The organism is Saccharopolyspora sp. NPDC003752 (genome assembly GCF_053605825.1).
The window spans coordinates 36578-50386 of record NZ_JBSGJZ010000027.1; the positions used below are offsets into that span (position 1 = coordinate 36578).

Annotated in this window: 13 protein-coding genes; 11 read left to right on the forward strand and 2 right to left on the reverse strand. The window is 71.7% G+C overall.

All coding sequences use genetic code 11. The features are described 5' to 3' along the window. Nucleotides 1–41: 41 nt before the first annotated feature. Nucleotides 42–392, reverse strand: coding sequence for a VOC family protein (locus tag ACWEV3_RS29265; RefSeq protein WP_452616959.1), 351 nt, complete (start codon nucleotides 390–392; stop codon nucleotides 42–44). 43 nt (nucleotides 393–435) lie between these two features. Here ACWEV3_RS29265 and ACWEV3_RS29270 point away from each other — a divergent pair, with 43 nt between their 5' ends. Next, the gene (locus ACWEV3_RS29270; RefSeq protein WP_452616960.1) at nucleotides 436–1026 is read left to right on the forward strand and encodes a pentapeptide repeat-containing protein; all 591 of its coding nucleotides are present in this window, start codon (nucleotides 436–438) and stop codon (nucleotides 1024–1026) included. A gap of 267 nt (nucleotides 1027–1293) precedes the next feature. On the opposite strand, the gene ACWEV3_RS29275 is transcribed toward ACWEV3_RS29270, so the two are convergent. Then, nucleotides 1294–3771, reverse strand: a complete 2478-nt coding sequence (locus tag ACWEV3_RS29275) for a glycohydrolase toxin TNT-related protein (RefSeq protein WP_452616961.1) — start codon at nucleotides 3769–3771, stop codon at nucleotides 1294–1296. A gap of 296 nt (nucleotides 3772–4067) precedes the next feature. On the opposite strand from ACWEV3_RS29275, the gene ACWEV3_RS29280 reads away from it, so the two are divergent. The 10 genes from ACWEV3_RS29280 (at nucleotide 4068) to phnE (ending at nucleotide 13760) form a co-directional block, all read left to right on the forward strand. After that, nucleotides 4068–5306 (forward strand): MFS transporter, encoded by a 1239-nt coding sequence (locus ACWEV3_RS29280; RefSeq protein ID WP_452616962.1) that lies wholly within the window; start codon nucleotides 4068–4070, stop codon nucleotides 5304–5306. Beyond that, nucleotides 5303–6295, forward strand: a complete 993-nt coding sequence (locus ACWEV3_RS29285) for a DMT family transporter (protein WP_452616963.1) — start codon at nucleotides 5303–5305, stop codon at nucleotides 6293–6295. Before ACWEV3_RS29280 ends, ACWEV3_RS29285 begins: the two co-directional genes overlap by 4 nt. Nucleotides 6296–6301: 6 nt before the next feature. Then, nucleotides 6302–7153, forward strand: a complete 852-nt coding sequence (locus ACWEV3_RS29290) for a bifunctional methylenetetrahydrofolate dehydrogenase/methenyltetrahydrofolate cyclohydrolase (protein ID WP_452616964.1) — start codon at nucleotides 6302–6304, stop codon at nucleotides 7151–7153. 92 nt (nucleotides 7154–7245) lie between these two features. Continuing rightward, a complete protein-coding gene (locus ACWEV3_RS29295) occupies nucleotides 7246–7539 on the forward strand; it encodes a DUF3017 domain-containing protein (RefSeq protein ID WP_452616965.1) in 294 nt (97 codons plus the stop codon). Between the two features lie 21 nt (nucleotides 7540–7560). Further along, nucleotides 7561–8316: a GntR family transcriptional regulator gene (locus tag ACWEV3_RS29300; RefSeq protein ID WP_358498903.1), complete on the forward strand. Its 756-nt coding sequence runs from the start codon at nucleotides 7561–7563 to the stop codon at nucleotides 8314–8316. 210 nt (nucleotides 8317–8526) lie between these two features. After that, nucleotides 8527–9645: a TIGR03364 family FAD-dependent oxidoreductase gene (locus tag ACWEV3_RS29305; RefSeq protein WP_452616966.1), complete on the forward strand. Its 1119-nt coding sequence runs from the start codon at nucleotides 8527–8529 to the stop codon at nucleotides 9643–9645. Next, nucleotides 9642–10331, forward strand: a complete 690-nt coding sequence (locus tag ACWEV3_RS29310; RefSeq protein WP_452616967.1) for a phosphonatase-like hydrolase — start codon at nucleotides 9642–9644, stop codon at nucleotides 10329–10331. The genes ACWEV3_RS29305 and ACWEV3_RS29310 overlap by 4 nt, the downstream gene beginning before the upstream one ends. Further along, complete coding sequence (locus ACWEV3_RS29315) at nucleotides 10328–11242, forward strand: phosphate/phosphite/phosphonate ABC transporter substrate-binding protein (protein WP_452616968.1); 915 nt, start codon at nucleotides 10328–10330, stop codon at nucleotides 11240–11242. The genes ACWEV3_RS29310 and ACWEV3_RS29315 overlap by 4 nt, the downstream gene beginning before the upstream one ends. After that, nucleotides 11233–12000 (forward strand): phosphonate ABC transporter ATP-binding protein, encoded by a 768-nt coding sequence (gene phnC / locus ACWEV3_RS29320; RefSeq protein WP_452616969.1) that lies wholly within the window; start codon nucleotides 11233–11235, stop codon nucleotides 11998–12000. The genes ACWEV3_RS29315 and phnC overlap by 10 nt, the downstream gene beginning before the upstream one ends. Before the next feature lie 5 nt (nucleotides 12001–12005). After that, nucleotides 12006–13760, forward strand: coding sequence for a phosphonate ABC transporter, permease protein PhnE (gene phnE / locus ACWEV3_RS29325; protein WP_452616970.1), 1755 nt, complete (start codon nucleotides 12006–12008; stop codon nucleotides 13758–13760). Nucleotides 13761–13809: the final 49 nt, after the last annotated feature.

Below are 13809 nucleotides of genomic sequence, written 5' to 3' on the forward strand. Positions count from 1 at the left end.
CGCCACGGGTTATTTCGTTCGCGACGATCGGCTATTAATGCTCACCGGTGGGACAGGATGTTGACCACCGTTCCGCTGGGGTCGCGGCAGAAGAAGCGGCGTACGCCCCACGGCTCGTCGGTCAGCGGGTGCACGATCTCGTGACCCCGCCGCAGGGCTTCCTCGTGCGCCGCGTCGACGTCGTCGACTTCGACGGAGATGTCCGGGTGCGCAGGCGCCGTGGCGTCGTCGCGCATGATGCTGACCTGGCGCTGCGGATCGTCGGGCGCGCTCACGGTGACGATCCAGCCGAGGTCCATGACGACCTGGAAGCCCAGGGTGTCGACGTAGAAATCCCGGGTGGCCGAGAGGTCGTCGGCGTGGACGTTGGGTACGACTCGGCGCACGCCCATGGTGCCTCCAGGAGGGTCGGTGTCACGTGCCACTCTAAGAGCCATGACGAGTTTGGTCGGCGAGGATTTCCAGGACGCGGTGCTGACGGACGAGCAGTGGGAGGGCCGGACCTTCGAGCGCTGCGACTTCACCGACGCCGACCTGACGGGCCTGAGCACCCGCAACTGCGTGTTCTCCGACTGCGTCTTCACCGGCACCGATCTCAACGGTTCCAAGCACGTCGCGACGGCGTTCCGGTCGTGCAAGTTCGAGCGCACCGTGTTCGGAAAGTCCACCATGGACGGATGCAGCCTGCTCGGTTCGAGCTTCGTGGACTGCCGCCTGCGCGCCTGGACGCTGCGCGAGACGGACCTGACGCTGGTCGGCATGGGCAAGGCGGACCTGCGCGGTTTGGACCTGCGCGGAATCCGGTTCCGGGAAGCCAATCTCGTCGAATGCGACCTGCGCCGCTGCGATCTCCGCGAGGCGGACTTGACCGGCGCGCGCATGCTCGGTGCAAGGCTGGACGATGCCGACCTGCGTGACGCCCGGATCGATGCCGATGCCCTGGTGCAGGCGAAGCTCTGGGGCGCCCGGATCGACACGCTGACGGCACTCGCGTTCGCCGCAGCCCACGGCCTCCGCGTCGACTGACCGGCAGTGCAGCGCGCATGGCGCGAAGTTCGCCGGAATTCGTTGACCTGGAAGGGACTTCTGCCTCGCCGCTTGGCAGGTGCTGCTCGCTCAGGTCGCCGAATGCCGCAATCGAACCCGACGAGCAAGGCGCCTTGAGGTGAAGAGCCCGCCGTGGCAAGGAGAATCCCTGTTGTGGCGGAGGAGAAGAGGCGGTCCGGAATGCGTGAAGGGCGCCTGTGACCGGTGTTGCCGGTCGCAGGCGCCCTTCACGTTGAGCTGGATCGGTTATTCCATGGGCGGGCGGTCGTTGGCCGGCATTTCGGCCAGGGTGCCGTCCGCGAGCAGGTCGCCGATCGTCGTCGGAAGCACGAACGCCGTGCCACCGCCGGGCTGTTCGAACCACGGCACCGCAGTGCCGCGCAGCGCCTGGATCGGCCGCTGCACCCGGTACGCGAAGTACGAGCGGTTCGACCACTGCGGCGGCAGCGAACGGTGCGTGTACGGCGTGCGGATCGCGTAGGTGACGTTGCCGTTCGGCTCGCCGAACCGGTCCAGCTCGGTGCCCGGCTGCAGCATCACGATCCGGCGGTCCCGGTACAGCGTCAGCGGCGGCTCACCGCTGAGCGGCTGGATCTGCTGACCACCCTGCGGCTGACCACCCTGCGGCTGACCACCCTGCGGCTGTGCACCGGGCTGACCACCTTGCGGCTGACCCGGCTGACCCGGCTGACCGCCCTGCGGCGGACGCGGCGGCCCCTGCCGGGGCGGCCCCGCCATGCCCGGCCCACCGGGGCCAGGACGCCGCTCCGCGCCGCCGACCGGCCCCGGCGCGGGTCCGGCCTGGGGCACCGGCGCTCCGCTTTCCCGGCGCGGCTGGCGCTTCGGCAGCGGCGGCGGTGCGCCCGGACCGCCAACCGGCGGTTGCACGGGCTGCCCGACCGGCGGAGCCGCCGGCGCCGACTGCGGCGGCGCGGGCCGGTCCATGCGCGGTGCGGGCTGGAAGCGGGTGGCTTCTTCGCCCGCCTGCGCGGCGGTGTCCAGCGGCGGTTCCTGCGGTCCGCCCGCCGGGTCCTGGTTCGCGGTGAACAGCGGGTTCGCCCCACCGTGATCCGGTTCCGGCGCCGACCGCTGCGGCAAGTCGGGCACTTCCGCCGCAGATCGCTGCGGCAGGTCGGGCACCTCTGCGGGGCGCTGCGGGAGATCGGCGACCTCCGCCGCCGCCCGCTGCGGCAGGACGGCCACTTCTGCGGGGCGCTGCGGGAGATCGGCGACCTCCGGTGCCGAACGCTGTGGCAGGTCGGGCACTTCCGCCGCGGATCGCTGCGGCAGATCGGCGATTTCTGGCGACCGCTGCGGCAAGTCCGGCGTGGCACGCTCCGGCAGATCGGCCGGCGGCGCAGCCGCGTCTACCTGCGGCGGCGCGGGCCGGTCCATCAGGAGGCTGCCCAGCAGGTACGCCGCGGCGTGGTCGACGCGGGCGAACCGGACGTCCTCGCCGTCGTCGGAGCCGGCGGTGACGACCCAGTCGGCCCCGTCCTCCAGCAGGCAGCGGGCGTCCGGGCTGTGGCTGCCGATGCGGTAGCCGCGGCCGTCCACCTGGTGGTCGGTGAGCCGGTCGTGCAGCTTGGCAAGCACTTCCTGGGTGTCGGGTGCGTCGGTCTCGTCGAGCACGTGCCGGGATCCGCCCGACGGCTCGGGCTCGGCGAGCGCTTCGTCGGCCTCGTCGTCGAAGTCGGGTTCCGGCTCGTCCGCGGGCTCGGCGTAGTCCTGCGGCTCGCGGTCGAGCTCACCGTCGAGGTCGTCGGCGGGCTGGTCGAGCAGCTCGCTGACGGCCGCGTCGCGGGTGGCCTCGTCGACCTCGGGCAGCTGGAAGGCGCGCCGGCGGATGTGCTCGACGAGCTCGGCTTCCGGCGGCACCCCGTACTGCGTCAGGTAGAAGGCGATGGCGCCCGGCCACAACCAGGTGCCGTCGGTGTGCCAGGTGCCCGGCACGGACGCGGTGCGCTCCGGGTCGAGCTGGTCCTCCTCGTCCTCGCGGGAGGCGAGCACGATCGGGGCGTTCTCCAGGTACTGGCGCAGCGCCCCGACCTCTTCGGTCGGGATCGGCTCGCGCTCGGCGACGACCGGGCGGCCCTGCTCGTCGTAGTCGTCGAAGACGTTGGCGACCTGGAATCCGTCGGCCGGCTCGGTGATCCCCGGCTCCGGGATCGGCGTTTCGGCGACGGCGGGTTCGTCGGCCGGCGGGGTCTCGGGCTCGATCGGGTCCACGACCGGTGCCTCGGCGACCGCCGGCTCAGCGGTCGGTGGTTCGGCGGGCGGGGACTGCGCGGGGCCGTCGAAGCGGTCCCGCATCCAGTCCGGGATGTTCTCCTCGGCGCGCGGGTAGCGACGCAGCTCGTCGACGTACGCGGCGCGCGGCAGCGGGCGGTGCCACTGCGGTTCGGAATCGAAGTTGATATCGATGCGGTAGCTCGACGGGCGCTCCACGACGTAGAGGGCGCTGAGCCAGGTGCCCACATCGGGCCGGTACATGCCTTCGCGCAGGCGCTCGAAGATCTCCTGCAGTTCGGTCGGCGGCTCCCAGGGGTGGGAGCTGCCGTCCTGAGCGGCGACCTCACCCAGCAGGTCGTGGTACTCACCGGTGGCGCGGTACTCCACCGTGATCTCCTGCCAGTCCTCGGGAGCGCCCTGTAACAGCAGAACCCCGATCCTGCGGGCGATCTGCTCCTGCTCTTCCGGACTGATCGCTGTCGGACGCGACATGGGTGACATCCTCCCCCTCTCGACGAGGCAACCCGACTCCACCCCGCCAAGACGCTACTCGACGCGGGTGCGGTCATGTGCGCTGTGTGCGAGTTCGGTGCCGTTCATCCAGCACACGTGCTCGCGCACAAGATCCTTGTCACAGCGCGCGGTGATCTCGTCACGAAAGCCTGCCTGTTGGGCGGGCGGATGAACATCACACCACCAGGTGTATCGATCAGCGGCGCCCCATCGGCGGCGGGCGGTCGACGAAATTCGGTAGCGGCACGGGCGTGCCAGAAGTCAGAGTGAGGCACGTGCTTCGCCCCTACCGACTTCTGGCGGCGGTTCCGCATGCGTCGAGCCTGATGGCCTTCAGCCTGCTGGGACGCCTGCACATGCCGGCGCTGGCGATGGTGCTGGCCTTCCTCGTCGTCGACTGGACCGGTTCGTACGCCATCGGCGGCGTCATCGGGATGATGGTGACGCTCGGCCAGGCCATCGCCGGACCGCTGCGCGGCCGGGCCGCCGACCGCAGCTCGTCGCCGAAGCTGCTGGTCGTGACCGGTCTGGGCTCCGGTCTGGGGATGGTGGCGCTGGTCCTGGTGACCCGCTGGGCGGATCCGGCGCAGTGGTGGCTGATCCTGCCCGTGGCGGTGTTCACCGGGCTGTCGCACCCGCCGATCACCCAGATCGGCCGGGCGATCTGGCCGCGGCTGACCGATGGTCCGGCGAGGGAGGCTGCCTTCGCGGTGGAGGCGACGCTGCAGGAGCTGCTGTTCGTCGTCGCGCCGATGCTGGCGACCTTCGTGGTGGCGATCTGGGGCGCGGTCGTCGCGATGCTGGCCTGCGCGGCTTGGGCGGCCCTCGGATCGATCATCTTCGCGGCGTCCTTGCTGCGCGCCGGGCTGCGCGAGGCGCCCGCGGAGAGCGCGAGCGGCGCTCGCGGGGCGGGGTCGCTGTTCCGGGTGCGCGGCTTCACGTCGCTGCTGCTGTTCTACGCCACGCTGGTGGGCGGCCTGATCTCGATCGACCTGGTGCTCGTCGGCTGGGCCCGGGAGCGCGGTGCGCCGGAGCTCGCGGGGCTGCTGGCCATGGTGTGGGCGGTCGGCTCGCTGACCGGCGGCCTTGTGTCGGGCGGCTTCGCGGCGCGTCCGAGGCTCTGGCTGCGGGTTCTGCTGGCCGCACTGGGGATGGCCGCGCTGGTGCCGGTGCTGCCGCCGATCGCCGATCCGGGCTCGCCGTGGCTGGTCGGCGCGATCCTGCTGATCGGTGGCACGGCGATCGCGCCGACGCTGGCCGCCGGGAACGGGCGGATCGCGGACCTGGCGCCGGCCGAGCGGCGCAGCGAGGCGTTCGGCTGGCTGACCAGCGCCACCACGCTGGGCGGGGCGATCGCCTCGCCCATGGCGGGCTGGATGCTCGACCTCTCCGGGCCGGCGCTGGCCGCCGCGGGGGCGGCCGGGCTGGCCTTCGTGGGCTTCGGCTTTGTCGCACATCACAGCGCCCGGGCGTCGCGTGCGCCGCGGGAGAGGGAGCAGACTGCGGTCACGTGACTGTTTCTGCGCTGCGACACCAGGAAGAGCGGCCGAAGACCCGGGAACGGGCCCTCGGCATGGCCGGTGCGGCCGGGGTCGGGGTGCTGCTCGCGATCCAGGCGCGGATCAACGGCGCGCTCGGCTTGCGGATGGACGACGGCATCGCGGCCGGGCTGATCTCGTTCTTCGGCGGTTTCGTCGTGCTCCTGGCCGCCACCTTCGCGTTCCCGCAGGCCAGGCGTGGCTGGCGGAACCTGCGCACCGAGCTGCGCAGGCCGGGCGGGTTGCGGCCGTGGCAGTGCCTCGGCGGCGTGTGCGGCGGGTATCTGGTGTTCACCCAGGGCATGGCGGCGGCCGCGCTCGGCGTCGCGATGTTCACCGTCGCGGTGGTGGCCGGACAGGTCAGCAGCGGGCTCGTCGTCGACCGGCTCGGGCTGGGCCCCGCCGGTCCGCAGCACGTGACGCCCGCGCGGCTGCTGGGAGCGGGGCTCGCCGTGGTGGCGGTGGTGATCGCGGTGTCCGCGAAGCTGGGCAGCGGCGAGGCCAGCTGGCTGGTGCTGCTGCCCGCGCTGGCCGGGATCGGGCTCGGCTGGCAGGCGGCGGTGAACGGCCGGATGAAGCAGGCGGCCGACTCGGCGGTGTTCGCTTCCATGTTCAACTTCGGCATCGGGATGACCGCCCTCGCGGTGGCCTTCGCGGTCGAGTTGGTGTTGCGCGGCCTCCCGCACTTCCCGGCGGAGCCGTGGCTCTACACCGGCGGTTTCCTGGGGATCTTCGTGATCGGCGGCTCGGTGGCGCTGGTGCGCTTCACCGGCGTGCTGGTGCTCAGCCTCGGCATGATCGCCGGGCAGCTGGTCGGCGCGCTGCTGCTCGACGTGTTCGCCCCGGCCGCCGGGACGGGCATCCCGGCGTCCACTGTGCTCGGCGTGCTGCTCACGCTGGTCGCCGTCGGCGTGGCGGCATTGCCGGACCGGCCGGGACGCGCCGGGCGCCGTCTGCCACGATGAACAGCCGTGAGCGCGACGATTCTGGACGGCAAGGCCACCAAGGACGCGATTTTCGACGAGCTGCGGCCGCGGGTCGCCCGGCTCATCGAGCAGGGGCACGCCCCAGGGCTGGCCACGGTGCTGGTCGGCGATGACCCGGGTTCGCAGTCTTACGTGCGCGCCAAGCACAACGACTGCGCCAAGGTCGGCATCAAGTCGATCCGCAAGGACCTGCCCGCCGACGTCAGCCAGGCCGACGTCGAGGCGGTGCTGGACGAACTCAACGCCGCCCCGGACTGCACCGGCTACATCGTGCAGTTGCCGCTGCCCAAGCACCTCGACGCGGGCCCGCTGCTGGAGCGCATCGCGCCGGAGAAGGACGCGGACGGGCTGCATCCGATCAGCCTGGGGCGCCTGGTGCTCGGTGAGGAGGCGCCGCTGCCGTGCACGCCGCGCGGCATCATCGAGCTGCTGCGCCGCTACGACGTGCCGTTGAACGGCGCGCAGGTCGCCGTCGTCGGCCGCGGGATCACGGTCGGCCGCCCGATCGGTCTGCTGCTCACCCGGCGCAGCGAGAACGCCACCGTCACGCTGTGCCACACCGGCACGAGGGACCTCGCCGAGGAGGTGCGCCGCGCGGACATCGTCATCGCGGCGGCCGGCAAGCCGCACCTGATCACGGCCGACATGGTGAAGCCGGGAGCGGCGGTGCTGGACGTCGGCGTGAGCCGCACCGACGCCGGGCTGGCCGGGGACGTGCACCCGGACGTCGTGCAGGTCGCCGGTTTCGTGTCGCCCAACCCGGGCGGGGTGGGGCCGATGACCCGCGCGATGCTGCTGACCAACGTCGTCGAGGCCGCGGAGCGCAACGCCGGCTGATCCGGGCCGCAATTTCAATGGAAATCGAAGATCCGATTTCCATTGAAATTGCGGGGTTCGGCCGCAGACGGCACGACGATGGGAGGAACGGCGTGAGCGAACGGTTCGACGGCAGGTCGCGCCTGTCGGTGCACGTGCCGTTCGGCCTGGTGCTGCTGATCGGGCTGATCGGGCTGCTGCTGGTCTCGCTGGGGCACTGGCGGAAGGGTCCGGTGCTGCTCGGTGTCGCGCTGCTGCTCGCGGCGACGATGCGCGCCGTGATCCCGCCGGAGCGGACGGGGCTGCTGACGATCCGCAGCCGGGCCGTGGACGTCCTCGTCTACAGCGGGTTCGGCTTGGTGATCATCGCAGTGGCGATGACCATCAAGGGCGGACTGCTGGGCTGAGCACCCGTAGGGTTCCCCGTCGTGCGCATCGATCACCGGGCGGATGAGCCGGTTCGTTCCGGAATCCCGGAACACGGCCGGATTCCGCGCTACTACGCGGCGAAGATCGAGCTGCTCGAACTGGTCGAGGAGCTCGGAGAGGGAGCCGCGCTGCCCGCGGAGCGGGAGCTCGCGGAGCGGTGCGGCGTCTCGCGGGTGACGCTGCGGCAGGCCGTCACCGAGTTGGTGCTCGAAGGCCGGCTGATCCGCCGGCAGGGCAGCCGGACCGTCGTGGCGCCGCCGAAGATCGTGCAGCCGCTGGCGCTGGCCAGCTACACCGAGGGCGTCCGGGCGCAGGGCAAGGAGCCCGGCCGGACGGTGATCACCGTCGAGTCGCGGTCGGCGGATCCGCGCTTGGCGGCGGATCTCGGGTTGGCGCCGGGGGCCGAGGTGGTGCACCTGGAGCGGGTGCTGATGGCCGATGGCGAGCGCGTCGGGCTGGAGTCGAGCTACCTGCCGAAGCAGCGCTTTCCGGAGTTGCTGGGGGAGTTCGACCCGACCGGTTCGCTGTACGCGTTCCTGCAGGAGAAGCTGGGCGTGCGGTTCGGCGAGGCCGAGGAGCGCATCGAGACGGTGCTCGCGACGCCGCGCGAGGCGCTGCTGATCGGCACCAACCCGGCGACGCCGATGATCCTGCTGCACCGGTGCTCGTGGACCCCGGACGGCGAGCCGATCGAGCGGGTCCGCTCCCTGTTCCGCGGCGACCGCTTCAGCCTCGTCACCCGCCTCCGCGACTGAAATCCTCTCTCCCTGGGGCCGTGCGTACTTCTTGTCGCTGTAGCAGCAGAAAGTGCTCACGGGTCCTGACCAGGCCGAACCTCTCTTCTCCGGGCCGCTGGAGCAAGTTTGATAACGAACAGATAACTGATCTAGTCCTTCTGGTGGTGTTCACCTGGGGTTCGCCGCGCCTGCACGGGCTATTCGTCGTCGGCCGCGAGTGTTTGCGCCGTGCGAGTTCTGATTGTCGGCGGCGGCGTGCTGGGCACCATGCACGCGCTGCGGGCCCTGGAGCGGGGCCATGAAGTGGTGCACCTGGAGCGGGAGGCCGAGGCTCGCGGTGCCTCGGTCCGGAACTTCGGGCTGATCTGGGTCAGCGGCCGGGAAGCCGGCCCGGACCTGGCGGTCGCGATGCGCGCCCGCCGGGACTGGGAGCGCATCGCCGCGGACGTGCCGGAGCTCGGCTTCCGCGGCACCGGCTCGCTGACCGTGCTCCGGACGCCGGCCGAGCTGGCGGTGGCGGAGGAGTTCGTCGCCCGCCCGGACGCCGCCGAGCGCGGCACGAAGCTGCTCGACCCGGCCGAGGCGAGGACGAAGAACCCGGCGCTGCGCGGCGAGATGCTGGCCGCCCTGTGGTGCGAGCAGGACGGTGCCGTCGAGTCGCGTACCGCGCAGCCCGCGCTGCGTGCGCACCTCGCCAAAACTGGCCGCTACTCCTGGCTGCCCGGTCGCGAGGTTCGCGACGTCGGCGAGGGCTGGGCGCGGGACGACACCGGCGAGCGCCACGAAGCCGACGTTGTGGTCCTCTGCACCGGCGCGGCCCTCAGCGGTCTGGTCCGGGAATTGCGGCCGGAGCTGCCGGTTCGCCGGGTCCGGCTGCAGATGATGCAGACCGATCCGCTCGGCGAAACCCTGACGACCTCGATCGCCGACGGCGACAGCATGCGCTACTACCCCGGCTACCGCGGGGCGGCGCTCGACGCGCTCAACGCCGCCGAGCCGCAGCCGCAGGTGGCCGCGGACAACGGCATGCAGCTGCTGATGGTGCAACGAGTCCACGGTGGACTCACCATCGGCGACACCCACGAGTACGACGCGCCGTTCGCGTTCGACGTTCACGAAGATCCCTACGAGCACCTCAGGCAGCGCGCCGAGGAACTGCTCGGCCGCCCGCTGCCGCGGATCGCGCGCCGCTGGGCCGGGGTTTACGCGCAGACCGCGGACAAGTCGCGCGTCGTGCACCGCGAGCAGGTGCTCCCCGGCGTCTGGCTGGTGACCGGCCCCGGCGGGCGCGGCATGACCTGTTCCCCGGCGATCGCCGCCGACACCTGGCAGGAGATCGACGCATGATCAAGCTGGTGGTGCTGGACATGGCCGGCACGACGGTGGCCGACGACGGCCTGGTCGAGCGGGCGTTCACGCAGGCGATCGGCGAGGTCGGCGTCGCCGAGGACGACGCGGCGTTCCCGGGCATGCTCGACTACGTCCGCCGCACCATGGGCGAATCGAAGATCACCGTCTTCCGGCATCTGCTGGGCGGCGACGAAGACCTCGCGCAACGCGCGAACCAGGCCTTCGAGCGGGCGTACGCCGAACGCGTCGCGGACGGCGACTGCCGGGAGATCGACGGTGCCGAGGCGGCGATCCGGCGACTGCGCGACAACGGCATCAAGGCCGCCCTGACCACCGGTTTCTCCGAGACGACGCAGCGCCAGATCCTCGACGCGCTGGGCTGGGCCGGGCTGACCGACCTGACCCTGACCCCGGCGCAGGCCGGCCGCGGCCGGCCGTACCCCGACATGGTGCTCACCGCCCTGCTGCGGCTGGGCATCGACGACGTGCGCGAGGTCGCCACCGCCGGCGACACCGCGTACGACGTGCGTTCCGGCCTGCGCGCCGGGGCGTCGATCGCCGCGGGCGTGCTCACCGGCGCGCACGACCGCGCCGCGTTCACCGAGGCCGGTGCCACCCACGTCCTCGAATCCGTCCGCGACCTCCCCGAACTCGTACTGCCAGCAAAGGAAGATCTGCCGTGAAACGCATCAGCCGACTGGTCGTCGGACTCGCCGCGCTGGGCCTGCTCTCGGCGTGCGGGCCGAGCGCGGCCGAGCAGGGCGGCGAGTCCGATGAGCTCGTGTTCGCCGCCATCCCGTCCGAGGAATCGGCCAGCCTGCAGCAGGACTTCCAGCCGGTGCTGGACCTGCTGGCCAAGGAAACCGGAAAGAAGATCACCTTCCAGAAGGCCACCGACTACGCCGCGATCATCGAGGGCCAGCGCGCCGGGAAGATCGACATCGCGAAGTACGGCCCGTTCTCCTACGTGCTGGCCAAGAAGCAGGGCGTGCCAGCGAACGCGGTCGCCGGCCAGGTGGAGGCGAAGGGCGAGCAGCCCGGCTACCGCTCCTACGCGATCACCCGCCCGGGCAGCGGCATCACGTCGCTGGCCGACTTCCGCGGCAAGAAGGTCTGCTTCGTCGACCCGACCTCGACCTCCGGCTACCTGTACCCGAAGGCGGGCCTGCTGCAGGCTGGCATCAACCCGGACACCGACGTGCAGCCGGTCTTCGCCGGCGGCCACGACGCCTCCGCGATCGCCGTCGCCAAGGGCGACTGCGACGCCGGGTTCGCCTACGACAGCATGGTCGACCGGCAGCTGGTCGAGAAGGGCCAGCTGCAGCCCGGCCAGCTGACCGCGGTGTGGAAGTCGGTGGTGATCCCCGGCGACCCGGTCGCCATCTCCGACGACCTGGACCCGGCGCTGAAGGAGAAGATCACCGCCGCGCTGCGGGACAAGGCCAACAGCGATTACCTGCGCGCCAACGGGTTCTGCACCGGGGAGTGCAAGATCGGCGACGTCGACGGGTACGGGTTCGCCCCGGTCGACGACGCCTTCTACGACGGCATCCGCGAGGTCTGCGACGTGACCAGGGACAAGCAATGCCAGTGATCGCCTTCGACCGGGTCGGCAAGTCCTTCGGCAGCGTTCGGGCGCTGGACGAGGTGTCGCTCGACGTGGAGCGGGGCGAGGTCGTCGTCCTGCTCGGGCTTTCCGGATCGGGCAAGTCCACCCTGCTGCGCCACGTGGACGGGCTGCAGCGCGCGACGTCCGGAAGCGTCCGCGTGCTCGGCGAGGATGTAGGTTCGCTGCGCGGATCCGGCCTGCGAGCGCTGCGCCGCCGGGTCGGGTTCGTGTTCCAGCAGTTCCACCTCGTCGGCTCGCTGACGGTGCTGGAGAACGTGTGCACGGGCGCGCTGGGCAGCCTGCGCGGCCCGCGGCTCGGACTCTTCGCGTACCCGAAGCGGATCCGCTACGCCGCGATGGAGCAGCTGGAGCGGGTCGGCCTCACCGACCAGGCGCTGCAGCGCGCGGACACCCTCTCCGGCGGGCAGCAGCAGCGTGTCGCGGTGGCGCGGGCGCTGCTGCAGAAGCCGGAGGTCCTGCTCGCGGACGAGCCGGTCGCGTCGCTGGACCCGGACTCGGCGGCGCAGGTGATGAACCTGATCGCGGAGATCGGCCGGGAGGACGGGCTCACCGTGCTCTGCAGCCTGCACCAGGTCGACCTGGCGTTGAGCTGGGGGCACCGGATCGTCGGGCTGCGCTCCGGGAGCGTCGTGCTGGACACCCCGGTCGACGAGTTGAGCCGGGACGCGGCGATGGGTATCTACGCCAAGGTCGGATCGGCCGAGCTCGCGACGGCGGGGTGAATTCCGTGACCACGACAGCAGAAGCGCCGGCCCGCCGGACCGGGTCGGCGCCGCGCCGCCGGACGCTGGCCCGGCCCCGCCCGGAGGGCGCGGCGGCGGCACTGGTCGTGCTCGCCCTGCTGGGCGCCGCGATCTGGGCGTTCAGCGACCTGCGGCTGAACCTGGCGACCATTGTGGACGGATTCGGCAACGCGGCGGACTTCGCGGCCCGCACGCTGCCGCTGGACTTCCCGCCGATCGGCGAACTGCTCGGCCTGGCCGGGCAGACGCTGGCGATCGTGGTCTGCGCGACGCTGGTCGCGTCGCTGATCAGCGTGCCGGTGGCGGTGCTGGCGGCGCGCAACACCACGCTCGGCGGCGCCGGCCGTTTCGGCGCGCGCGTGGTGATCGTGGTGGCCCGCGCGGTCCCGGACGTGGTGCTGGCGATCGTGTTCTTCCGGATGTTCGGCTTCGGCGGGCTGACCGGTGTGCTCGCCATGGGCCTGCACTCGGTCGGCATGATCGGCAAGCTGTACGCGGACGCCATCGAGCAGGTCAGCGAGGGGCCGCGCACCGCGATCCGCGCGGCCGGCGGCACCCGGTTGCAGCAGCTGGTCAGCGGCGTCCTGCCGCAGGTGCTGCCGTCGTTCGTGGCGACCTCGCTGCACCGGCTGGACATCAACCTGCGGGTGTCGGTGGTGCTCGGCTTCGTCGGCGTCGGCGGGCTGGGGCAGGCGATCGCGGATTCGCTGCGCACTCTCGACTACCAGCGCGGGATGGCGTTGGCGTCGGTGGTGTTCCTGCTGTGCGTGCTGGTCGAGATCGTGTCCGGTTCGATCCGCCAGGCGTTGCTGGGCGTGCGCGAGGAGCGCGGCCGGAAGCCCGGCGTGCTCGCGGCGCTGACCGGGCGGAAGCCCGGCGTGCAGGTGCCGGTTCAGCGGGGCGCGGGGCTCGTGAGCGGCGATGCCGGTTCTTACCGGAACGAGCGCTCACGACCGGCCATCAGTCCTGAGTGGACGGCGATCCGGCTGCGGCGCACCGGCTACTGGCTGCTGACCGCCCTGATCGTGGCCGCGTCGATCTGGGGCGCCGACATCTCGTTCGCCCAGTTCGAGCGCGCGATCACCAACTTCGGCCCGACGCTGGCGCTGTTCTGGCCGCCGGAAGCCGGTGGCATCCTCGGCGAGCTGCTGGCCGAGCTGCTGGTGACCGTCCAGATCGCGCTGGCCGCGACGCTGATCGGCGCGGTGCTGGCGCTGCCGATCGGCGCGCTGGCGGCGGCGAACGTGGCGCCGAGCCCGGCGGTGGCGAAGCTCTTCCGCGGTGTGGTGCTCGCGGTTCGCGGGGTGCCGGAGCTGGTGCTGGCCATCGTGTTCGTGGTGATCACCGGCCTGGGCGCGGTCGCGGGCGCGTTCGCGCTGGGCGTCGGATCGGTGGGATTGCTGGGGAAGCTCGTCGCGGATTCGCTGGAGGAGGTGGATCGCGGTCGCGAGCAGGCGCTGCGCGCGACCGGGGCGAACCGGCTGCAGGTGTTCTTCGCGGCGACGGTGCCGCAGGCGGCTCCGGCGTTCGTGGCGCACGTCCTGTACCAGCTGGACACGAACCTGCGCTCGGCGACGCTGCTGGGGCTGGTCGGCGCGGGCGGCATCGGCTACTACCTGCTGAACGCCTCGCGGGTCCTGGAATTCGGCGTGGTCACAACGGTTCTGCTGCTCACCTTCGCGGTGGTCATGCTCGTCGAACTGCTGGCCCTCTGGCTCCGCAAGGTCCTCCACGCCTGAGGGTCTTCCACGCCTGAGGGTTCCCCGGACGGGTGTTGGTCCGCAATTT